22 protein-coding genes are annotated in these 22,503 nt (G+C 63.7%); 7 read left to right on the top strand and 15 right to left on the bottom strand.

Going from position 1 to position 22,503, the window contains the following annotated elements:
• Window positions 1–96: 96 nt before the first annotated feature.
• Entirely contained in the window at window positions 97–630 is a 534-nt protein-coding gene (locus C495_RS01570) for a cob(I)yrinic acid a,c-diamide adenosyltransferase (protein WP_008159380.1), read from the bottom strand.
• 166 nt (window positions 631–796) lie between these two features.
• Between C495_RS01570 and C495_RS18005 the strand changes: the two genes are divergently transcribed.
• Complete coding sequence (locus tag C495_RS18005; RefSeq protein WP_168927105.1) at window positions 797–970, top strand: DUF7838 family putative zinc beta-ribbon protein; 174 nt, start codon at window positions 797–799, stop codon at window positions 968–970.
• Between the two features lie 59 nt (window positions 971–1,029).
• Here C495_RS18005 and C495_RS01560 read toward each other — a convergent pair whose 3' ends face one another.
• Complete coding sequence (locus tag C495_RS01560) at window positions 1,030–1,473, bottom strand: CBS domain-containing protein (protein ID WP_008159377.1); 444 nt, start codon at window positions 1,471–1,473, stop codon at window positions 1,030–1,032.
• Window positions 1,474–1,664: 191 nt separating this feature from the next.
• On the opposite strand from C495_RS01560, the gene C495_RS01555 reads away from it, so the two are divergent.
• The gene (locus C495_RS01555) at window positions 1,665–3,383 is read left to right on the top strand and encodes an NAD(+)/NADH kinase (protein ID WP_008159375.1); all 1,719 of its coding nucleotides are present in this window, start codon (window positions 1,665–1,667) and stop codon (window positions 3,381–3,383) included.
• A gap of 25 nt (window positions 3,384–3,408) precedes the next feature.
• Here C495_RS01555 and gcvPB read toward each other — a convergent pair whose 3' ends face one another.
• From gcvPB to C495_RS01490, 13 genes are all read right to left on the bottom strand, one after another.
• On the bottom strand, window positions 3,409–4,887 hold the full coding sequence (gene gcvPB / locus C495_RS01550) for an aminomethyl-transferring glycine dehydrogenase subunit GcvPB (protein WP_008159373.1): 1,479 nt from the start codon (window positions 4,885–4,887) through the stop codon (window positions 3,409–3,411).
• The gene (gene gcvPA, locus C495_RS01545) at window positions 4,884–6,221 is read right to left on the bottom strand and encodes an aminomethyl-transferring glycine dehydrogenase subunit GcvPA (RefSeq protein WP_049890091.1); all 1,338 of its coding nucleotides are present in this window, start codon (window positions 6,219–6,221) and stop codon (window positions 4,884–4,886) included. Before gcvPA ends, gcvPB begins: the two co-directional genes overlap by 4 nt.
• A gap of 157 nt (window positions 6,222–6,378) precedes the next feature.
• Window positions 6,379–7,614 carry an AI-2E family transporter gene (locus C495_RS01540; RefSeq protein WP_008159369.1) on the bottom strand — a complete coding sequence of 412 codons (1,236 nt, stop codon included), beginning with the start codon at window positions 7,612–7,614 and terminating at the stop codon, window positions 6,379–6,381.
• A gap of 115 nt (window positions 7,615–7,729) precedes the next feature.
• Window positions 7,730–10,204, bottom strand: a complete 2,475-nt coding sequence (locus tag C495_RS01535) for a heavy metal translocating P-type ATPase (RefSeq protein WP_008159368.1) — start codon at window positions 10,202–10,204, stop codon at window positions 7,730–7,732.
• 21 nt (window positions 10,205–10,225) lie between these two features.
• On the bottom strand, window positions 10,226–11,014 hold the full coding sequence (locus C495_RS01530) for a sulfite exporter TauE/SafE family protein (protein WP_008159366.1): 789 nt from the start codon (window positions 11,012–11,014) through the stop codon (window positions 10,226–10,228).
• A 125-nt stretch (window positions 11,015–11,139) separates the two neighbouring features.
• Window positions 11,140–12,477, bottom strand: a complete 1,338-nt coding sequence (gene hmgB, locus C495_RS01525) for a hydroxymethylglutaryl-CoA synthase (protein ID WP_008159364.1) — start codon at window positions 12,475–12,477, stop codon at window positions 11,140–11,142.
• A 555-nt stretch (window positions 12,478–13,032) separates the two neighbouring features.
• Window positions 13,033–13,614: a DUF7110 family protein gene (locus tag C495_RS01520; protein WP_008159362.1), complete on the bottom strand. Its 582-nt coding sequence runs from the start codon at window positions 13,612–13,614 to the stop codon at window positions 13,033–13,035.
• Between the two features lie 122 nt (window positions 13,615–13,736).
• Entirely contained in the window at window positions 13,737–14,081 is a 345-nt protein-coding gene (locus C495_RS01515; RefSeq protein WP_008159360.1) for a glutaredoxin family protein, read from the bottom strand.
• Window positions 14,082–14,167: 86 nt separating this feature from the next.
• On the bottom strand, window positions 14,168–15,490 hold the full coding sequence (locus C495_RS01510) for a PQQ-dependent sugar dehydrogenase (protein WP_008159358.1): 1,323 nt from the start codon (window positions 15,488–15,490) through the stop codon (window positions 14,168–14,170).
• Window positions 15,491–15,581: 91 nt separating this feature from the next.
• Entirely contained in the window at window positions 15,582–16,049 is a 468-nt protein-coding gene (locus C495_RS01505; protein ID WP_008159356.1) for a DUF6691 family protein, read from the bottom strand.
• A 1-nt stretch (window position 16,050) separates the two neighbouring features.
• Window positions 16,051–16,539, bottom strand: a complete 489-nt coding sequence (locus C495_RS01500) for a YeeE/YedE family protein (RefSeq protein ID WP_008159354.1) — start codon at window positions 16,537–16,539, stop codon at window positions 16,051–16,053.
• Window positions 16,540–16,728: 189 nt separating this feature from the next.
• A complete protein-coding gene (locus C495_RS01495) occupies window positions 16,729–17,526 on the bottom strand; it encodes a M14 family metallopeptidase (protein ID WP_008159352.1) in 798 nt (265 codons plus the stop codon).
• A gap of 158 nt (window positions 17,527–17,684) precedes the next feature.
• A complete protein-coding gene (locus C495_RS01490; protein WP_008159350.1) occupies window positions 17,685–18,173 on the bottom strand; it encodes a DUF309 domain-containing protein in 489 nt (162 codons plus the stop codon).
• A 172-nt stretch (window positions 18,174–18,345) separates the two neighbouring features.
• On the opposite strand from C495_RS01490, the gene C495_RS01485 reads away from it, so the two are divergent.
• The 5 genes from C495_RS01485 to C495_RS01465 all read left to right on the top strand — a co-directional run bounded on the left by C495_RS01485 (window position 18,346) and on the right by C495_RS01465 (window position 22,425).
• Window positions 18,346–18,663 carry a hypothetical protein gene (locus tag C495_RS01485; RefSeq protein WP_008159348.1) on the top strand — a complete coding sequence of 106 codons (318 nt, stop codon included), beginning with the start codon at window positions 18,346–18,348 and terminating at the stop codon, window positions 18,661–18,663.
• A gap of 369 nt (window positions 18,664–19,032) precedes the next feature.
• Window positions 19,033–19,977 carry a substrate-binding domain-containing protein gene (locus tag C495_RS01480; protein WP_008159347.1) on the top strand — a complete coding sequence of 315 codons (945 nt, stop codon included), beginning with the start codon at window positions 19,033–19,035 and terminating at the stop codon, window positions 19,975–19,977.
• A gap of 221 nt (window positions 19,978–20,198) precedes the next feature.
• Window positions 20,199–20,918: an ABC transporter permease gene (locus C495_RS01475; protein WP_008159344.1), complete on the top strand. Its 720-nt coding sequence runs from the start codon at window positions 20,199–20,201 to the stop codon at window positions 20,916–20,918.
• On the top strand, window positions 20,915–21,718 hold the full coding sequence (locus tag C495_RS01470; protein WP_008159342.1) for an amino acid ABC transporter ATP-binding protein: 804 nt from the start codon (window positions 20,915–20,917) through the stop codon (window positions 21,716–21,718). Before C495_RS01475 ends, C495_RS01470 begins: the two co-directional genes overlap by 4 nt.
• Before the next feature lie 2 nt (window positions 21,719–21,720).
• Window positions 21,721–22,425: a TOBE domain-containing protein gene (locus tag C495_RS01465; RefSeq protein WP_008159340.1), complete on the top strand. Its 705-nt coding sequence runs from the start codon at window positions 21,721–21,723 to the stop codon at window positions 22,423–22,425.
• The last annotated feature ends 78 nt before the right edge of the window (window positions 22,426–22,503 follow it).

Raw genomic sequence — 22,503 nt, 5'->3', positions numbered from 1 at the left:
ACAGAATACGGCCGCATGGGTTCATCGCGCTCGAGCACGCCTGTGAATCCGAGTCAGCACTCGATGGTCACTCGAGGCCGACCACGTGCGACGGGGTTAGTACTGGGGCTGTTCTTCGCGCTCGCCGTCGCGTTTGTTCACGACACGAGCGAGGGTGAACAGGCCGTCAGAAAGGCGGTTGAGGTACTGGACGGCCTGTTCGTTGATCGGCTCTTCGTTGGCGAGTGCGACCGCCCGTCGTTCGGAACGTCGACAGACCGTCCGCGCGTGGTGGAGTTTCGAGCCGTGTTCGCTGCCGGTTGGCAGGATAAACGAGGTCAGCGGCTCGAGTTCCTCGTCGTACTCGTCGATCCACGCCTCGATGGTGTCGACGTGTTCGGCGCGGACGACAGGATCGTCCTCGTCGGGGTCGGGGTTGGCGAAGTCCGCCAGCACGACGTGGAGTTGGTTCTGGATCGTCCGCAGCCGCTCGTTGATGTCGTCGTGGTCAGTCGGCCGAATCGTGCCGATGAGGGCGTTGAGTTCGTCGACGGTGCCGTAGGCTTCGATGCGCGCGCTCGATTTCGAGACGCGAGTCATATCTCGGAGATCGGTCTTCCCCTCATCACCGCGACCTGTGTAGATCGACATACTCGAGTTGAGGGCCGGTGAGTACTTAACTTCTGTCAGGCAGGCTGTGTGACACGACGCTCGTCTGTCGCCCGCAAGCGCCTTGATGGTGCCCTCGAGCGACGACGGGACGACAACGGATGCCGGAATCAGTATCTTCAACAGGCCCCGTGCGCAACTCCCGCACATGGCTATGGAACTCGAGCACTACTGTCCCGACTGCGACGCCGACCGGACGTTCTACCGCGCTGCGAGCACGACGGTGCACCTCGGCGAGAAGGTCAAGTGGCACTGTCCGGAGTGTGACTACGGCTTCGTTCGAATCAGCGACAACGGAACCGCCGTCGACTCGAGCGCCTAACGGTCGGGACCGGCGTCGTTTTTGCTCGTGGTGTGTGACACAACTGAGGTCTCGAGTCGTCACTCCAGTTTCGTCGCGGCCCGTTCGTAAGCCGGCGAGACGGCCCGGATGGTGTTTGCGACGTGTTGGAGTTCCATCCCCAGCAACACGACGACATCGGAAAGTGAGACGATACCGACGAGGTCGCCGTCGTCGACTACGGGAAGTCGGCGAACGCCGTTCGTGGACATGAGCTCAACGAGCTCGTAGACGCCCGCGTCGGCGGGCACTGTCCGCAGGTCGTCGTCGACGATCTCGGCGACCGGCGTCTCCTGTGTCACGTCGTTCTCATCGAGGACTTCGAACGCGAGGTCGCGGTCGGTGACGAGTCCGAGCGGTTCCGCTGCCGAGGCGACGATCACACTGCCGACCCGTTCCGTTCGCATCGTCCGAACCACGTCCGAAAGCGATGCGTCCGGGTCGACGGTCACGACGGACCCGCGGGCGATATCGATGACTGCCATACACGCACGTCACTCCTGAGCGATACAAGTGTTCCCCCAGTTCGACGGCTGCCGTCTCACATCCATCTCCCGACTCGAGTCGGCCTCGTCAGACTGGGGCGAATGGCGAGTCTGTTTACGGCTGGAAACGGGTTCGCACGCGTCGAGTTACGGCGAACCCCTAAACAGGTCCGGCCGCTAGGAGACGACGTATGCAAGGGCGCAGACTGGCAACGACGGACGAAATTATCGCGATCGTCAGTCCCGACAGCGAGGGGCCACTCGAGACGCTCACGGAGTGGACCACCGAGCGTGGTATCGGCCTCTCGACCGTCGACGTCGGCGACGATATCGGCGCGGTCTACGACGAGAGCCGGGCCACGCTCGGGATCACCCTTGGTGGCGACGGGACGTTTCTCGAGGGAGTCAAGACGTTTGCGCCGCGGGAGATTCCACAGTTAGGCGTCAACACGGGCACGTTGGCCTTTCTCGCCCGTGTCGAACCCGAAGACCTCGAGGACGCACTCGAGGAGGTGTTACACGGGCGGGCGGCAGTCGACAGCCGCCAACAGGTCCACGTCACCGCGCCCGGCGTGGACGCCACGGGGATCAACGACGTCATGGTCCAGCAGGTGCCCCCGGAGAACCCCATCGACCGGAAGGTGACGCGACTCGACGTCTACGCGGACAACGAGTACATCGGCGAGTTCGAGGGAACGGGGCTTGCCGTCTCGACACCGACCGGTTCGACCGGGATCTCGCTGTCGGCCAACGGCCCCGTCCACTACCCCGTGAACAACCATACCCTCCAGATCGTGCCGCTCCATACGCACAACCTCGGCGTCAGACCGATCGTCGTCTCCCCCGAGACGGAGCTCCGGATCATCACGCGAGGACAGGCCAGTCTGCTGGTCGACGGCGGCCGCGCCCACACGATCTTGAGTCGGGATGACGAGATTACGGTGACGGGGGCTGCAAAACGCGCCCACGTCGTCCGAACCAGCTACGACGATCACTTCTTTACGGCGATCACGAAGAAACTCGGCTGGAACCTTCGAGACGCGACGGTCCCACCCGAAAAACAACTCGAGCCCCCCTCACACCCGGGGACGGCTGCGACGGACTGTGAGGGGATGGATACCGTCGAACGCGCGCTTACGGTGGCGACGGAAGCCGCCAAAGCCGCCGGTGAGCCGCTTCGAGAACTCCACGGACAGGTCGAATCGATCGCCGTCAAAAGCGACAAATCCGACATCGTGACCGAGGCCGACCACCAAGCCGACCGGATCATCACGACCGCCGTCGGCAACGAGTTTCCCGACCACGCGATCTTCTCCGAGGAGAGTACCCGTCAGACCGGCGAGAACACGGCGTATCTGTGGGTGATCGACCCCCTCGACGGTACCGGGAACTTCGCACACGGCAACCCCAACTACTCGGTTTCGGTCGCACTGATCAAGGACGGTGAGCCAGTGATGGGCGTCGTCTACGTCCCCGAAACCGACGAATTATTCACCGCAATCGCAACTCAGGGGGCGTGGCGCGACGGCGATCCGATTCGGACGACCGATCGGGACCGACTCGACGAGAGTATGCTCATCTCGGGGTATGATCCCGACGGGCTGTTCCTCTCGCACTTTTATCAGGAGTCTCGCGGCGTCCGACGGCTCGGTTCGGCGGCGCTCAACCTCTGTTATCTCGCCAGCGGCAGCGCCGACGCGGTCTGGGAGCACGACACCTACTCGTGGGATATCGCCGCTGGCCTCGTCATCGCCCGCGCTGCCGGGGCGACGATCACCGACGAATCGGGTGTCCCCTTCGAGTTCGTCCTCGATACCGACGACCGACGGGCACTGCTCGGCTCGAACGGCTCGCTCCATCCCGCCTTGCTCGAGCACTTGGCCGACGGGCTCACGACGCCCGTGGAGTAGCGGCCAGAAACGGACGGATTCGTGGTTACTCGTCCTCGAGCGCGTGCCAGGACAGCCGCGGGTTTCGGGCGGCGCTGGTCTGGTCGATCCGACGCGCCGTCGTTCGGTTGGGGGCGGCCTCGAGCGCCCCGTCGGCCTCGTCGGCGACGGCGTTGAACGCGGCGGCGAGGCGATCGAGCGTGGCCTTGCTTTCGACTTCCGTCGGCTCGGTCATCAGCGCCTCGGGGACGATTTCGGGCCATTTGGTCGTCGGCGGGTGGACGCCGTAGTCGAGCATGCGTTTGGCGACATCCGCGGCGTCTTGCTCGCCGGCGCTGGCGACGAACTCGTGGTGGAACGGCTCGTAGGGGACGTCGTAGCCGATCTGGCTCGCGAGGTAGTTCGCGTTCAGCACGGCTTTCGCGCTGGCGTCGGCCAGTCCCGCGTCACCGAGTCGTGCGATATAGGCGAAGGTCTTGACGAGGACGAGCCAGTTACCCTGAAACCCGTGGACCTTGCCGATGGTGTGGTCGGGCTCGAACAGCTCGTAGCTCGGCTCGCTCGCACCATCCTCGCTTTCGCGAACCCGCGGCGACGGCAAGAACGGAGCGAGTTCGGAGACGACGCCGACCGGCCCGGCACCGGGGCCGCCGCCGCCGTGAGGCGTCGCGAACGTCTTGTGGACGTTGTAGTGCATCACGTCGAAGCCCATATCGCCCGGGCGAGCGCGGCCGAGCAGGGCGTTCAGGTTCGCGCCGTCGTAGTAGAGCAGCCCGCCGACGTCGTGGACCATCTCGGCGATTTCGGTGATGTCGCGTTCGAACAGGCCGAGCGTGTTCGGATTCGTCAGCATGAGTGCCGCAGTGTTCTCCGAGAGGGCAGCCTCGAGTGCCTCGAGGTCGACCCGGCCATCCTCGTCGCTGGGCAGGGAGACCACGTCGTAGCCGCCGAGTGCGGCGGTTGCGAAGTTCGTCCCGTGGGCGCTGTCGGGGATGATGACCTCGTCGCGGTGGCCCTCGCCGTTGTGCTCGTGGTAGGCTGCAGCGACGCGGATGCCGACGAACTCGCCGGCTGCACCTGCCGGCGGCTGGAGGGTGACGGCGTCCATCCCGCCGATTCGGCCAAGATAGTCCTGCAGGCGGTACATGAGCTCGAGGCTCCCCTGCGTCGAGCGCTCCGAGCGGTCCGGGTGGACGGCCGCGCTCGGCAGCGCGGCCACGTCCTCGGTGAACTTGGGGTTGTACTTCATCGTACACGAGCCAAGCGGGTAGGGGCCGCTGTCGATCCCGTAGATCATCTGCGAGAGGCGCGTGTAGTGGCGCGCCAGCTCGGGCTCGGAGAGTTCGGGTAACTCGAGGCTGTCACGCGTGAGGTCGTCGGGCAGCGGCGAGTCGTCATCGTCGCCGATCTCGACGCGTGTCTGATCCTTCTCGGCGAGCAACGGCTCGTACTGGCCGTTCTCGACGTAGCGAGCCTGGTCGTAGCGAACCGATCCGTCTTCGGGCGTTTCTGCGTTGTTGGTCATTGTACCACCTCTTTGAACGCGGCAACAAACCGCTCGAGTTTCGCATCTGACACGCCAGCGACACACACCTGAATCTCGTGTTCTCCGACGACGTGGACCGCAAAGCCACGGCGCTCGAGATCTTCGGCGATCGGGGCTGCGGGCTGGTCGACGTGGGCGACGAACTCGCGGAAATGACGCCGGTCGTGGACTGGTGCCGCGACACCGGTCATCTCGTCGAGGTGCTCCGCGAGATCCTCGGCGCGAGTCACGCCGCGTTTTGCGAGGTCGACCATGCCGTGTGGCCCGAGCGACGCGGCGTGAATCGCGGTTCGGAGCGCGACCCACGCCTGATTCGTACAGATGTTACTCGTTGCACGCTCTCGGCGAATGTGCTGTTCGCGGGTCTGGAGGGTGAGCGTGTACGCACGCCGATCGGTCGCGTCCTCGCTAACCCCAACCAGTCGGCCGGGGACCTGCCGGAGGAAATCCTCGCGCGTCGCGAACAGGCCAAGCCCCATCCCGTAGCTGGTCGGCAGGCCGAGCACGCTCGCGTCGCCGACGACGACGTCGGCACCGACATCTGCCGGCCGCTGGAGCAAGGAGAGTGCGATCGGGTCCGAGCCCAGCACGTACAGCGCGTCGTGGGCCGTCGCGAGGTCGCCGATCGACTCGAGTCCCTCCTCGATCGTCCCGCGGACCGTCGGGTTCTCGGCGTAGAGCATGACGACGTCCTCGTCGACCATCCCCTCGAGGGCTTCGAGGTCGACGACGCCGTCATCGAGGGGGTACTCCTCGACGACGAGGTCCGTTCCGGCGACGTAGTTCTCGAGCGTCGAGCGCCGACCCTCGAGCAGGCGGTCGGGAACGAGCACGCGGTGGCCGCTCGTCTCCCGAACGCGCTCGGCGAGGGTGGCGGCTTCGCCGAGTGCCGTCGCCGCGTCGTACATCGAGCAGTTGGCAATCTCGAGGCCGGTCAACTCGACCAGCAGCGACTGGTACTCGAAGAGGACCTGCAGGAAGCCCTGCGAGACCTCCGGCTGATACTGCGTGTAGGAGGTCAGAAACTCCGAGCGATCCGCGAGGTGGTCGACCAGCGACGGAATGTAGTAGCCGTAGTGGCCACGACCCAACAGTTCAGTCAGCGTGTCGTTTCGATCCAGCATCGAGCGTACCAGTCGTCTCGTCTCCCGTTCTGACCGGGCATCGATACCGAACGCCCCGTCGAACTCGATCGCTGGCGGAATATCGAACAGCTCCTCGACAGTCGCTGCGCCGACGGCCTCGAGCATTTTCGAACGTTCCTCGTCCGTGTGTGGAGCGTATGGACTCCCTATCGCGTCTGATCCGTGCATAGCTAGTACTGTCCCGGCCGACTACGACCGGCGAGTCCCCGTCCGTATCGCCCGTCCGTGTCGCGTCGAGACATGATACGTGTGCGTTGCAGTCACGGGGTAATGAACGCACCCCTTCGGCTGCGATCGTGTCGGCTCGACAACCGGCACACGGCGGCTACGACGGGTGGTCGGTATCGGAGTCGTCTGCAGTCTCGGTCTCTGAATCCGTGACCGGGTCATCCGTCTCGTCCGCGCTGAGGGCGTGCTCGTCGTCGGTTCCGGTGTGCTCCTCGTCCGGTTCCTCGAGTACACCAGTTTCGGGCTCGGTGTCGACGGCAGCCGCTTCGGCCGCGTCCGTCTCTGCCGCCTCGCCCGTCGGTGTCAGCTCCCGGGTTCGCTCTCGAGCGAACACGTCGAGTGTGACTTTTGCGCCGCCGAGCACGACGGGGCCGATGAAGAGCCCGACCGCGCCGAAGACGACGAGGCCGCCGAAGATGCCGACGACGATGATCGCGGAGTTGAACGCGCTCGTTCGGCCGATCAGTGCGGGTCGCAGGTAGGTATCGGAGGCGCTGACCAGCGAGCCGTAGACGACGAGTGCTGCCGCGGGAACGAACTGGCCGATGGCGAACAGATAGAGCGAGACGGGGAGCCAGATACCGAACGCGCCGATCAGTGGGAGTAACGCGAAGACGAACGTTCCGACGGTGAGCAAGACGACGGCGGGAACGTCGAGGACGGCCAGCCCGACGCCGAGCAACACTGCCTGAATGGCCGCGACGCCGACGTTACCGACGACGGAGGCCCACATGAGCTGATCCAGTTCCGAGAGCAACTCCCGTTGAACCTCGTCGTCGATTGGGATCACGGCCTGACTCCACGCGACGAGTTGCTCACCGTCTCGCAACAGCGCAAAGAGCACGAACAGCGTCACCGTGACGCCGATCAGAATCCCGGGAAGGCCGCTGACGAACTCGATTCCACTCGTTGCAAGGCCCTGTAACCCGGTCGCGATCGGTTCCTGATAGGTGCCGTACATCTCCCCCAGATCGACGGCAACACCCGTCTCCTCGAGTCGTTGTTCGATGTCGGTGGCGTTTAGCGTCCCGTCTTGAACCGCGCTCACGACGTCGAGTGCCTGGCGGAACGCGATCGCGAGCACGTACGCGACCGGTAAGAGAATCGTGAGGATGGCGACGATGACGAGCGTGAGCGCTGCGGTCATCGAGCCCACGACTCGCTCGAGGCGACGTTGTGCCGGTGCCAGAACGTACGCGAGGACGATTCCAAGGAGGACATACTGGAGATACGGCAGAATAATGAACGTGGCGAGCGCGACGCTGACCACTGCGAGGGCAGTCAGCGCCCGTCCCTCGGCGAACCATCCCGACGCATCGTCCCGGTCGGACATACCTCACACTATGGCCGTGCTAACGCATTAGTCCACTGACTGGTTGCAGTTTTCGGCTTCACAGTGTCGATCACGAGGGCGATGCCGGCTCGAAACGGACGACTGTTCGACAGAATCAGTCGTCGAGCAACGGTCGCGACGAGTTCGTGACGACCAGCAGGCTGCTCGCCCCCATCGCGAGCGCCGCGAACAACGGATTGAGCAGTCCCGTTATGGCGAGTGGGATCGCGATCGCGTTGTAACAGAACGCCCAGCCGATGTTGCCTTTCACGCGTCGATCGGTAGCTCGAGCGAGTTCGAAGACGGTGTCGACCGAACTCAGATTGTCGTCGACGAGGGCGACGTCGGCCGCATCGGCAGCCATCGCGGTCCCGCCGCCGAGGGCGATCCCGAGGTCGGCGGCCGCGAGCGCTGGCGCGTCGTTGGTTCCGTCGCCGATCATCACTGTCTGACCGCGCTCTTTGAGGCGCTCGACGGTCTCGGCTTTGCCTTCGGGTGGAACGCCCGCGAACACCTGATCGACGGCCGAATGCTCGCGGAAGCGGCTCGCTGCTTTCGCGTCATCGCCGGTGAGGACGACGATTTCAGTGTCGGTCTCCGAGATCGCCGTCAGCGTCTCGTCCCACGCCTCGCGGAGTTCGTCGCCGACGACGATGACGCCCTCGGCACTCCCGTTGCGGCCGACGGCGACCGGCACCTGTCCCGTCTCTCGACTGTCGTCGATCTGTGTGGTGATCTCGGTGGGGATCGTCCAGCCACGGTCGGCGAAGAGATCCGGATGCCCAACGATGACCTCTTCGCCGTCGACGACGCCGCTCACGCCGTTTCTATGGGTCTCGAACGACCCCACGCGGTCGCTCTCGGCTCTCGCCTCCGACTCGAGGGCCGTGTCTTCTTCTGTCGGTTCCTCGAGGACGTCCGAGCCACCGTCCGTCGCTGGGCGCAAGGCGGCGATCGCCTGCCCGATCGGGTGGGCCGACTGGGCCTCGAGCAGTGCCGCCTGCTCCGTGAGGTCGTCGTCGCAATCGGCTTCGACGACGGTCATCTCGCCGGTCGTCAGCGTCCCGGTCTTATCGAAGACGACGGTGTCAGCGGTGCGGATGCGCTCGAAGACGCTGTCGTCGAAGACGACGATCGATCGCTCGAGGGCGTCCCGAATCCCGGCCGCGACTGCAAGCGGTGTCGCCAGCCCGAGTGCACACGGACAGGAGACGATCAACACCGTCAGGCCGATGAGCAACGCATCGGCGACCCCGTCGCCCAAGGCGATGTACACCGTCGTGGCAACGACGGCGAGGACGAGGACGACCGGGACGAAGATCGTCGCCAGTTTATCCGCGAGTTTCTGAATGCCGTGGGTGCCACTTTGGAGGTCCCAGACGAGTTCGGTGATGCGGTCGAGGCTGCTCGTCGCGTCGTCGCCAACGCGGACAGTGACCGCGCCGTCGGCGACCATGGACCCACCGACGACGGTGTCGCCGGCAGCCTTGCCGACCGGCAGCGACTCGCCGGTGATGACCGCCTCGTCGACCGCGGCCTCCCCATCGACGACGTCGCCGTCGACGGGAATCCGCTCGCCAGCGCGAACGAGGACGTGATCGCCGGCCTCGAGGTCACCCACGGCGACGTCGTCGTGGCCGCCGTCGTCACGAACGCGGCGGGCCTCGTCGACCTGAATGGAGGTGAGATCCGAGAGGCGTTCGGTCGCCTGCTGTTTGATCGTCGTCTCGTAGTAGTTGCCGACGGAGACGATGACGATGATGGCGACAGTAACGTCGTAATAAATGTGATCGCCACCAACGACGATCGACAGCGTGCTGTAGAGATACGCACTGACGGCAGCAATCGTGACGAGTAGATCCATGTTCGGCGACCGAGTCCGTGCGCTGACGTACGCCCCCTGCAGGATCGGCTTCCCCGTCACGGCCAGTACGATCGTCGTTAGCGCCGCAATGGCGAGGTAAAACGGCGTCGCAAGCTCGCTCGCAAGCGTCGCCTCGAGGAACTCCGTCGTTCGCTCGTCGTAGAACAGGCCCCCGAAGTAGATGGGGTAGATGAGGACGATGTACTGTAACATCACCATCATCCCCATGAGCGTGCCGACGACAACTCGCCCCATCGCCCAGTTGTCGGCTTGCCGGCGGCTAAACGCGTCCTCGCGGTCGTAGGCGCTGTAGCCAAGCCCGCTGATCGTCTCCTGTAGATCTTCCTGTGTCACTGCCTCCGGATCGTGGTCGATCCGGACCGTGTCGGTCACGTAGCTCGCACTCGCGTTGCTGACGCCGTCGGTCTCACACGAAACCGACTCGATGAACGCCTCGCAGGTCGCACAGTGCATCCCGTCGACCTCGAGGAACGTCGCCTCGTGGTCGGCGGGCACCTCCCGCATGCCGTCCGCATCGTCGTCAGCCGCTCGCGTGCGACGGATGGCTTCGGCGTCGACCTCGAGGTCCTCGAGGTCGCCGAGTGTCTGATAGACGTCGCGACAGCCCACACAGCAGAAGTCGTCGCCGTCGGCTGTCACGCCACTGCCCTCGACGGGGAGGTCACACAGCGTACAGCCGGAGTCGGTCGATTGGTCGGTAGTCATCGTGATCTATGAACCGTGATTTCAGTGGTGGTCGTGTCCGCCCGGCGCGTCGAGTCCCTCGTAGAACGGCAACTCCGGATGCGGGACGTGGTAGCCAAGGCTCATCAGCCCGTGGGCGAACAGCACGTAGCCGAGCACGACGAACGCGACGCCGAGCAGGCGGTGAACACGCCGCCGGTGGGTAATGTCGACACGGTCGATGAACGTCCCGTAGGCGAAGACGGCGGGAATGGTCCCAACGCCGAGTGCAGCCAGCGCGAGTGCGCCGCCCGTCGGCGAGCCAATCGCAAACGCGTACAGAAACGCCGGATAGAGGATCGGACAGGGCAGGAGGCCATGGAGCGCGCCCAGCCCAACGATGCCGGGGCCGTTCGCCAGCCGGTGGACCCGAGCCGTCAGCCAGCCAACGACTCGCTCGAGGCCGGGTACGTTGATGCCACCGGTCGTCCGCCCCAGCAGGTAGTAGACGCCAGTGGCGATGACGAAGCCACCGATGACGAGTCCGACGCTGCCACGAGCGAACTCGACGACAGGCGAGAGTTCGGCCGTCGAGACAAGTAGGACGCTCCCAAGCGTGCCGAACACCGCCCCGAGCAGGGTGTAACTCGCCGTCCGACCGATGTTGAACAGCGCGTGCTGGCGGACTTCATACGTCGTGAGATGGCCGCGCTGGCTGTCCCTGCCGCTGTCCATCTGCCCCGCATAGACCGTTACGAGCGGTCCACACATCCCGATACAGTGGGCACCGGCAAGCAGGCCAATCACGAGAAACAACAGAACGTCGACGCCGAGGAGTGTGAGTGGATCCATACGTGATCGTGTCGCGAACGTGCGTTGCTCGAGGTAGCCACTCGAGGAGGTAATCGGTTTCGCCTCGGTTCGACCGATGACCCGTGTCTCAGTGGTTCATCTCTCGAATCGAGTGTGAGATGGTGCTACTCGACGTACCGGTACTTCCGTTCGCCCATCCGGCCCCAGCCGTCGAAGACGAACTCGGCTTCCGGCGTCGTGAACTCCTCGACGTCGACGTCCATATCGTGGTTGTGGACGTCGTGGATCTCCTCGTAGTCCTCCCAGCTCAGATCGTATCGTGCCTCGAGTTGTTCCTCGAGGTTCAGCGCCTCGATTTCGTCCTCCCAGCCGTCCTGAACCGTTTCCGCGTGGCCTTCCGCCTGCGCCCCGGAGCCGTAGGAACCGACCAGTAGCTGGCTGCCGGCAAGGTCGAGATCGTTCTCGAGGCCGTGTTTCAACGCGCTCACGCGGGCGACGTGGACGGAGCCGGTGTACCAGTTGCCAACCTCGCGCGAGATCGTCAGCGTCGGGTCGATCGTCTTGCCGTACCACTCCTGATACGTGTCGGTGCGCTTGAGTTCGTCCGTGTACTCGCGAAGCGCGTCGTGGTATGCCTCCTCGTCGTCGAACGCTTCGGGACGCGGCTGACGACCGATTTCGTCGGCTAGTTCCTCCTCGATCGGCGTGTCGCGAATCATGTGCCGGTAGACCAACAGACCGGCCTTGCGAACCATGCCCGGGAACGGCGTGTGGAACGGCACGTAGGCGAACTGGTCCGGATGGGTATCGCCGGCGACGCTCTCGTAGTCCTCGAGGGCTTCGCGCATGCGGGCGAGATACACCTGCACCGAGCGTTTGCCGTCGACGGAGGGGAACTGCTGGTTGGGTTTGAGGAAGTCGGTCTCGTCAGCCGAGCCGTAGCCCTGCTCGGTCGAGAGTTCGACGAGACTTGGGTCCTCAGAGATATACATCGCGACGGCACCGGCACCCTGCGTGGCCTCGCCAGCGTCACCGCGGGCGTACAGTGCCGTGTCGGTTGCGATCACGAGCGCGCCGCGGCCACGATTTCGGCCGGCACGGATCCAGTTGTAGGCGTCGTCAAGACTCTGTGTTCCCGCGATACAGGCGAACTTCCGCTCGCCTTTGTTCGCGTGGTGGAAGTCACCGTCGTACACCTGCTCTAAACAGCCAGCGACGTACGTCGAAACGGGCTTGGAGTTGTCGAAGGCGCTCTCGGTCGCAACGTCGATGCGGCCGATATCGTCGGGCTCGAGACCCTTACGCTCCATCAGACGGTGGGCAGCGTTTGCGCCCATCGTGACGATGTCCTCGTAGCTGTCGGGGAACGAACTCGCGTTGAGGCCGAGCCCTTTCGTGTACTTTTCGGGGTCTTCGCCCTTCTGTGGCGCGAACGTCCCCGGCAAGTCGAGTTTGAGATTCCCGGTCCAGATCTCGATGGCGTCGATACCGACTGCTGTCATAGGTAGTGACTATTGACGAGGCTATATGATATTGTCGTTCGATAGTTCGACATCCGTCGAAAGTCTGCGACACGCCACTTCACGTGTCCGTGCGTCTCGAGTGTCCAATTGTCTCATAACACAACACCGCTCGTGTGCGTCCGAGTCACTGTCGTCGGATGACTCTCCCGTGACGACAACCACCCCGACCCTGAAACGGAGACTCGAGAACAGTTCGGGGTCGGTCGCGTCCCGCTATCGACGCGACCAGCGAGTGTTGTGCGGTTTGATAATCGAACCAAATGTCTTATTTCCAATGGCTTCGAACTGACATGTGGTCGAGAACCACCCATTCCGTCCTCGACCGGCGGTCCGTGCGATCCCCGGCCGACACGACCACTCACTCGAGACGCCCCGCTCAGGTCGGTGGTCGACGCCGCGACTCGTGCCACCACGGTCCGGCCTCGCTGGGGCCGCCATTTTGTGTGGCGCGCGAACGGTCCGCGACAAAGCTGTGGCTCGCGAGAACAGCGATTGCAATCCGTGGCTCCGCTCGAACGAATAGTGTCTCGTCCGTTAGTCGCTGATGAACTTGTTATCCCGCCAGTTGACGCCGCCCTGACTCGAGTTGTGGTCTCGTGGCCCCTCGACGACTTCGATGTCGGCCGGCCGTGGCTCGCCTTCGACGATTCGGGTTGCCTCGAGATCGCCGTCGCGTTCGGAAATTGCCGTCAGGGTGCCTTTCTCGGCGGCTTCGGCGATGCCACAGAGGACGAGGAACATCTGGTACTGGAGCAACGAGTTCTGGAGGACGGTTTCGCGGTCGCCTTTGAACGCCGCGAACTCCACGAGTTCGGACTCGATCTCTTCTTCTTCGTCTTCGTCCCAGCGGAACGAGTTGCGGCGCTCATCGGGGTCTTCCTCGTAGACCCGGTTTTCCGTGATGCTGGCTTTGAGCTGTGCAGTCGGCGTGTACTTGCTGACCGATTCGTCCTCGGCGACCGCTTTGAGGATGAGTGTGTTGTTTCGTCGCGTTATCTCTACGTCGGTGACGCCGTCCGGAAACGTCGCCTCGTCGATATGCGTGCGAAGGTCTTCGAGGGGCAGTTCGAGGGTCGAGTGCAGCCGATATACGTGTCTGGATTCCTCTGTTGACATAGGTGGGAAGGTGTGCGGCGACAGTCGCTGGGTTCCTAGTACGAGCGCGGGACTTATATGACCTGCTATTGAATACGTGTCGCTTGGGCCCGGATGAATATCGTCCGGATTATGTGTTCGGCTTACGCCGTGTCGAGCGTCTCGTCGAGTTCGCCGCGTTCGTCGAGTTCCTCGAGGATGTCCGAGCCGCCGACGAACTCGCCGTCGACGAACGTCTGCGGAATCGTCTCCCAGCCGCTGTGGGACTCGAGTGCGCTGCGATATTCGTCCAGGCTCTCGAGGACGTCGACACACTCGTAGTCGTCACGATACTGGCTGATGAGGCCGAGCGCCTTGCGGGAGTACCCACACTGGGGCATCAGCTCGGTCCCCTTCATGAAGAGGACGACGTCGTTGTCGGCGATGACCTGTTCGACTTGCTCGTCGACTTCGTCCTGATCGAGACCTTGGTTCGGTGGGAAGTCCATATCCAGTCTGTGTCGATGAAAGGGGATAGGCCTTGCGTCATTTGCACATCCCGACGCGATCGATCGGACCGAATTCGCTCGACTCGCTACGCGGCTGAGGACGATGCAGGCTCGAGACGAATCAGGCGGTCGTCCTCGTCCGTCGGGAAGCCGGCACTTGCACGCCCGTCCCGGTTCGACGTGAGCAGGTACAGCGAGCCGTCCGGACCGGGTTCGACGTGGCGAAGTCGACCGAACTCGCCCTCGAACAGGGTGTACGCCGTCGCGGTGAGTCGATCGTCGAGCCACGGCGCGTCATAGCGAACGCCGTCCCCATCCTCGAGCGTCGCTCCGTCTGGGACGAGTTTCAGAGCATACAGCGCGTTCGAACCGAGTCCACAGACGAGGACGTGGTTTTCCCACGGAACGATTGCATCGCCGTCGTAGAAGGCGATCCCGGAGGGTGCCCAGGTCGTCTCAGGCCCGGTGTTGACGACCGGCGGCATGGCATCATCGTACTCGGCGTAGCTGCCGTACTCCGGGTCGTCCGGGCCGCCGCGGACGAGGTCCCAGCCGTAGTTGCCGCCCGGTCGGAGGATCGACACCTCGTCTCGAGCCGACGGCCCGTGCTCGGCCACGATCGGCGTTCCCTGCGGCGTGAAGGCGATACCCTGTGGGTTGCGATGACCGAGCGTGTAGATCCGCCGGTCGCCGTCTGTCCCCCAGTCGGGGTTGCCGGAGGCTGGCTCACCGTCCGGTGTGAGCCGAAACACGGCACCTGCACGAGCGCCGGGGTCCTGAGTCAGCGCCGGATTCTCGGCGTCACCGGTCACCACCCACAGATAGCCGTCGGGTCCGAACGTGATCCGACCACCATTGTGTGTCGTTGCCCCCGGAATCCCGTCGAGGACGGCCTCGAGCGTCTCCGACTCGAGGTCGTAGCTGACAACCCGGTTGCCGACTGCGCCGTCGGCGACCGTATAGTAAATGAACAGCTCGGCTCGGTCTGGATACTCCGGATGCGCGGTGATCCCCAAGGTGCCGCCCTCCCCGGGTGCCGATCGGTCGGGCAGGTCGGCTGCCTCGAGAAGCAGTTCGCCGTCGTCGGGAGACAGCTCGGCGTCAGTCGCCAGCGTGGCTGCATCGAACCGGCGGACACCGCCGTCGCGTTCGGTGAGAAAGGCGTCGTCCGCAGCGAAGACGAGGTCCCACGGAATCTCGAGGCCGGTGACTGCCGTCGTCGTGGTCACGTCGTCCTCGGAGGGGACGCCCGCTGCCGGCCGCCACTCGGGGTCGGCCCAGTCATCGTCGGGCGTCGTTTCAGGAACTGTCAGCTCATCGACCGCTGAGTTCGACCCCAGCAGACAGCCGGCAAGCGCTACGAGGCCGCCAGTCGTTGCGAGGACACGCCGTCGTGTTGGTGCGCCCATAGTCGACCAACGGGACGACGACGGGAGTGTTCATCGGTGGGCATACCCTCGAGTCCGGCCGGAAAGACGCGCCAGCAAACGAGGGGTGGCGTTAGTCAGCGGTCGTTGCCTGCGACCCCTGTTCGGCACGTGTCGAGCGCCAAAAGCCCTGAATGTACGCGCCGATAAACATGCCGAGGATCCCCCAGAGGATGGCGTAGTTGCCGATCCCGAGGCTGGCGTAGGCTGCGCCGGGACAGATCCCCGACAGTCCCCAGCCGACGCCGAAGATACCGCCGCCGATGACGACGTTCTTGTCGAGCGTTTTCAGCCGTCGGACGTAGGTGTCCCCTGTCAGTGGAGCCGTCGTGCGGATCTGCTTGATGCCGAAAAAGGTGATGCCGGTCACGATCGCCGCTCCGAACATCACGAACAGCAGGCCGAAATCTTCGAACTGCAGGAAGTTCAGGACGACCTCGGGCTGGGCCATATGGCTGAAGCCGAGCCCGAAGCCAAAGAGCAGCCCGCCGACGAAGATCAGCGGCAGAAACAACGGGTGTTGCTCGTGGTCGGCGGCCATACTACGGGCTCACCCCCAGTGCCTGTACCAGCTGTGCGACACCGATCGCGACGAACAGGAACGTCGCGACGCCGACGAACGACGTCCCCGAGACGGAGCCGACGCCACAGACGCCGTGGCCCGAGGTACAGCCCTTCCCGACACGGGTCCCGATGCCGACGAGGACGCCGCCGAACAGGAGCCGCCACCACTGCACGTCGGTCGTCCAGATACCGTCTTGAAACGCCAGCGCGTAGACGGCTGCACCGGCGACGATGCCGAGCGTGAACACGACTCGCCAGTCACGCGAGGGGCGATACTGCTGGAACCGCGAGAGACTCGAGCCGTAGGAAAGCGTCGACTCGAGGAACGTGCTCGCGCCGGGGGCAATGCCGGTCCCGAGGTAGATCACGGCGGCCCCGAGACCGACGAACAGGCCGCCGACTGCGTAGTGGCTGATCCCGTTGGGGAACAGCTCCGCAAGCATGGCGACGATAATCGTTGCAGTCATCACTCAGCGGAAGGGGACGAGAGCGTATCAACACTGCTGCCGCGGGGAAACTTGTGTATATCTCTGACGACCGCTTCGGTCGATGCTGCTGAAAAGCGGACTGCAAGAGCGAGCACCGTTGATAGAATGTTGTCCCGATAGCCTCACAGGACAGCGCGGGTGGCCTGACACTACGGATGGATGCCGATATTAGTCCGCGGTCGGTGGCGTCGTCAGAATCTCGAGTTTGTCAGCGGCGTAGCCGAAGACGTCGCGATAGCCGTTCGGAGACATGAGAACGGGATAGAACGGCTCCTCGGCGACTTGGGTGTCGCCGTCGGCTGCGGCGAACGGATCACCGGCGTCGACCTCGGTGAAGTTATCGACGAACACCTCGTAGGTGTCGGCCTGTGTTTTGCCGATGACGTCGGTGAGCTGGTAGACCGGCAGATCTCGAGCCACGGTATCGCCGGGCAACGCGCCGACAGCCGTCAGGAACGATCGTGTCAGCCGGTCCGCGTTCTGAGCGGCCGTCTCCGAACCCTGCAGTCCACACTCGACTTCGATCGTGTTGACCTTCGAGAAGAGTCGCCCCTCCGCGAAGTTGCTCGTCTCGACCATCGCCGCCACTGGTAGCTGTGGCACCAGCTCCCGTGCGGTCTCGTTGATGCCGTTGACGATCGCGAACGGATCGGCGTGGCTCTGCGTCGAGTGCATCGAGAACGCCAAACAGTCCTCGAGTTCCTCGACGAGTTGGTGTGCGAGTTGTCCCTCGTGGGTCGGTGCATCCGGGTGGCCGGGAAACGTTCGATTCAAATCCTCGTCGACGAACCGCACGCGTCGCTCGAGGGCCGCCTCGTTGGCGACGATAAGCTTGACGGGTCGTTTGACGGGCGGGCGTTCGTCGAGCAACCGCTCGACGGCCCGAACGCCACAAGGTTCATCGCCATGGACCCCTGCAACGACGGCGATTTCCGGCGTTCCCGACCCGAGCTGTGCAACTCTCATTACCAAGTAATTGGGCTCTGCGCTCAAAGGCGATTCGGTCTCTTACCAACGACGAGAGCGCGGATCGGAACGCGAACGGGGAGGAACGACCCGTGAGCGAACGGCGCGAGCGAAACCAGCGGACAGTGCGATGTGTGTCCTTCGGTTCAGCTGGGATGTTAGTCGAGTGACGCCGCGTACTCGAAATCGACCGCTCGGGCGGTCGGCCGCTCGCCGTCAAGCGAGAGCTGCCAGTTGTCGATCACGCTCGGCTCTTCGATGGCGTTGGTCAGCGTGGTTCGGACCTCGAGGATATCGACGCCGTAGTAATCCCGCGGAATGCCCTGTAGATACTGGAGCGCCGTCTCGAAGAGACTCCGCATGCCGTCGTCGGTCTCGAAATCAACGTGTTTGTACGCGCCCGCTGCGACTTGCACCATTCCGTGAGCGAAGGCACTCTCGGTGGTTCCCCGCCCGTAGTTGTACCATTCCGCTTCGAAACAGTCGTGTGACTCGTGGTACGCCCCGGCGTTGTACAGCCGGACACCGTGGACGACCGCCCGCCGAAGGGTGCCGTGTTCCCAGCGGTCGTCGTCGGCGAGCCACCCCGTCGGGCTCCCGGAGCCGGCCGGTGGGGAGACGGTCGGGTCGTGGGTATGCTCGTCCATACTCGGCGTTGGACGAGCCGACGGGTAATACTGCCGGACGAAACGATTCACGCACCGATCGCACGCGAACGCACGCCGCTGTCGCCGACGAGCATACAGCGCCACTGGAGGCCGACTGCGACCTGATGCTGCGGGCCCAATCGTATAGGGGCTGACGCCCGAACGGAGGCGTATGGAGACCCGATGGGTGACCGTCGACGGCGTTTTCCTCGAGGTGCCCGCCGACTGTACCGTCGACGAGCTTCGAACAGCCCTGTACAAACCAGCCGATGCCGTGTTGATCGCCGTCACGGGCGATCTCGTATCGGTTGTCCACGACGAGGAGCGACCGCTTTCGGAGTTGGTTGCTGGCTGTGCGGACACGTACTACTTCTACCAGCCGAACGAACCCACCCGAAACGAAATCCTCGCGGCCCCGGAACTCGAGTCGGCACTCGAGGAGCCGACGACGGACGAAACCACGTTTCAGCGACCCAGTCTCGATCACTGATACGGATTGCTGTCCCGATGTTCCGTCGATCGCCAGCACGGGTCGGCGATCGGCGGGACGTCACTCCAGTACACCGTCTGAGCTGGATTGGTGTCTCGATGAGTCTCCGTGACCGGCAAGCGGCGTGGGCGGGCCCGATCCGCCGCCAAACGCACGCTCGACTCGAGCCGACGTCACTGACGAGACAGTGCGTCCGTCACTAACGATTGCTCTTGGTTATGTACCTGATTCCGGTATCACTGCTGTGCCAGCCGTGCTGAAAAAACGGGTACAGTCGTACGAAGTCGATTCAGTGTGCAACGTTCTATAACTGATTTCGGTTACTCGACTACCCAAATCTATATCCATCCCGCGTTTGACGTGGTATCTATGACGATACAACGACGAGAGTTCATCGCGGCGATCGGAAGCGGTGCCGCGGTCGGCTTGGCCGGCTGTACGGCACTCAGCGGCGACGATGGCGACGATGGCGGTCCCGAAATCAGCGGCGAAACGCTGACGCTCACGACGACGACGAGCACCGAGGACACCGGCCTGCTCGACGAACTCAACGCACCGTTCGAAGACCGGTACGGCGTGACTGTCGACACCGTTGCACAGGGGACCGGTGCTGCCCTCGAGACCGCGCGAAGCGGCGACTCGGACGTGGTGATGGTCCACGCTCGATCGCTCGAGGACGAGTTCATCGAGGACGGCTACGGTATCAACCGGCGCGACCTCATGTTCAATGACTTCGTCATCGTCGGCGGCCCGGACGATCCGGCATCGATCGCGAGTAGCGACGACGCGAGCGAGGCACTGAACGCGATCGCAGATTCGGAATCGACGTTCGTCTCTCGCGGCGACAACTCGGGGACGCATACGAAAGAACTGGAACTCTGGGCAGACGCAGGAATCGACTCCGAAACCCACGGTGAGTGGTACGTAGACGTCGGCGGTGGGATGGGCGAAGCGCTCAACCGGGCCAGCGAACTCGACGCGTACACGCTGTCCGACCGCGGGACGTATCTCTCGATGCACGGGAACATCACCCTCGAGATTCTCGTTCAGGGGCCTGTCGAAGACGGTCCGGAAAGTCTGATGAACCCGTACGGCATCGTCGCTGTCAATCCGGACGCGCACGACCACGTCAACTACGATCTCGCGCTGGCGTACATCGGGTACATCACGGGACCCGAGGGTCAGGAGATCATCGAGAACTACACCACCGAAGACGAACAACTGTTCTTCCCGGAAGCGCTTTCGGAAGCCCCGAACTTCCAGCAGTACGTGCCCGAAGGCTGGAGTGCAAGCGACGACGGCGGAAACTCGTAGCGTCGACTGGTCGCGACGACGGACGACCACGCGCGTTTGTGGTTGATCGAGTCGACTGTCCGAAGTTGTGAAAGCCGAAACCTCTATACGTTCTTCGAACAGCGATATATCCATGGGGATACAACGTCATACGGGCCTCGGGGGCGTTGGCGCTGCGACTACAGTTCTGTCTGGTTGTCTGGCGAACGACGACTCCGAGAACGCTCCCGAACCGATAGCGGATGGTTGATATGATAGTTGATATTACCACCGCGTTCGTGGGTGAGTTCCCCTTCGAGTGGAACTACATCCGGAGTATCATCTATGTCTCACTCTATGTGAGTCTCGTCGCCGTCACGCTGAGTACGCTGTGTAGCCTCCCGATTGCACTGCTCGTCGGATTCAAAGAGTTTCGCGGAAAGGCGTTGCTCACGTCGATCATCAACACCGGGATGGGCTTTCCAAGCGTCGTCGTCGGACTCATCGTGTTGTTTGCGGTGTCCAATCAGGGGCCGCTTGGCTCGCTCGAGCTCGTGTTCACGCCCGAGGCGATGATCATGTCACAGTTCATCCTCGCGGCCCCAGTTATCACCGGCGTCAGCCTCGCTGCGGTGAGTAGCGTCGAGCAGAACGTTCGCGATGCGGCGTACGCGATGGGCGGGACGCGCCTCGACGTGGCGCTCGTCACGATCAAAGAGGCCCGATACGGCATCGCAACGGCAGTGCTCGCCGGTTTTGGCCGGGCGATCAGCGAGGTCGGCTCCGTCCTCATCGTCGGCGGCAACATCGCCAGCTCGGACGGCACGTCGAAGACACGAACGCTGACGACGGCCATCCAACTCGAGGCCCGACAGGGTCAGTACGAGACAGCGATGATCCTCGGCGCGATCCTCGTCGTCCTCGTCTTGCTCGTCAACGCAATCGTGGTTCGACTGGGAAGCGACGACGGAGGCTACCGATGACGCTCAAACCGACCGATGTGCGGGGGGCAGCGACGACGCTCGAGGCGATCGACATCCACCACAGCTACGGCGATGAACCCGTTTTCGAGGGCCTCTCGCTGTCGGTGTCGGCCGGCGAAGTCGTCGCGATCATCGGTCCCTCCGGCGTCGGCAAGTCGACCCTGTTGCGACTGCTTGCACTCTTCGATGCGCCCGACCAGGGCACGATAACCCACGGTGGCGTCGACATCTGGCAGGCGTCCGAACAGCGCCGACTCGAGTGTCGACGACGGATCGGCATGGTCTTTCAGGACGCGAGTCTCTTCGATGCGAGCGTGCGGCGCAACGCCGAGTACGGGGTGCGAGTTCGCCAGTCGTGGCCCGACCGGCTTCGCCACGAACTCGCCAGTCTCGTCGGGCGAGCAAACGCCACCAGTGATGTGGTCGACGCCCTCGAGAGCGTCGGCTTGGGCGAGAAAGCCGACCAGGAGGCGACCTCGCTTTCCGGCGGCGAGGCCCAGCGGGTCGCCTTCGCCCGCGCACTCGCGTACGATCCCGACGTGCTCTTGCTCGACGAACCGACCTCGGATCTCGATCCGCGGAACACGGCCGTCCTCGAGGATGCCGTCCTCGAGGCACGGGATCGAGGCATCGGCGTCGCCATCGCAACCCACGATATGCATCAGGCAGAGCGTATCGCGGATCGGGTTGCGGTCCTCCTCGGGACCGAGATTATCGAGGTCGGCCCCACCGAAACGGTGTTCGAACGCCCGTCAGACGACCGTGCGCAGAAATTTATCGACGGAGAGTTGATCTACTGAGAATGACGATCGAAAAAGAATACAGTACGAAGCTCGCGGTCGACGAGGTGACGATCGATCGCCGCGATATCGAAATGCTCGACGCGATCGACCAGCACGGCTCGATGCACAAGGCAGCCGACCGGCTGGGTCGGTCGTATGCCCGCCTGCAAAACCGTGTCGTCGAAATCGAGGATGCAGTTGGCCCCATCACGGAACGGAAACGGGGCGGGAGCGGCGGCGGTGGCACAGTGCTTACGGAGACAGCCAACGAGCTACGCCGGCAGTTCGACCGCCACGAGGCCGAACTCGACGGTGTCGCTCGAGTCACGGAGTCCGTCTTTCCAGGCACCGTTCGGGAGCGAACGGGCGAACTCGCGACTGTCGAGACGGCCATCGGCTCGATACTGGCGCTCGTTCCCGACGATGCCCACGCGGTTCAAGTTACGGTCCGTTCGGATGCGGTCGTCCTGACCGACCCGGACGAAACACCTCAAGCGGACGATACCAGCCTTCGCAACCAATTCACGGGTCCCGTCACGGCCATCGAATCAGGCGATGCGATCACCAGAGTGACGATCCAACTTGGCACGGACAGTCCCCTGCAGGCGCTCATCACGAACGCCAGCGCAACCCGGCTGGGGCTCGAGACCGACCAGCCGATCACTGCTTCGTTCAAAGCGACCGCAGCACGAGCGATCCACCTCGAGTCGGATCGACGCGTGTGACCGGCCAGCGACGTCGGTTGGCATCACCGCTGTCGTCGTTTCGGACTGGCAACAGCAGTCTGTCCACTGAGACGAACT

The organism is Natronorubrum sulfidifaciens JCM 14089, from assembly GCF_000337735.1.
Classification (GTDB): Archaea; Halobacteriota; Halobacteria; order Halobacteriales; family Natrialbaceae; genus Natronorubrum; species Natronorubrum sulfidifaciens.
This window is presented reverse-complemented; position numbering and strand designations above follow the sequence as displayed.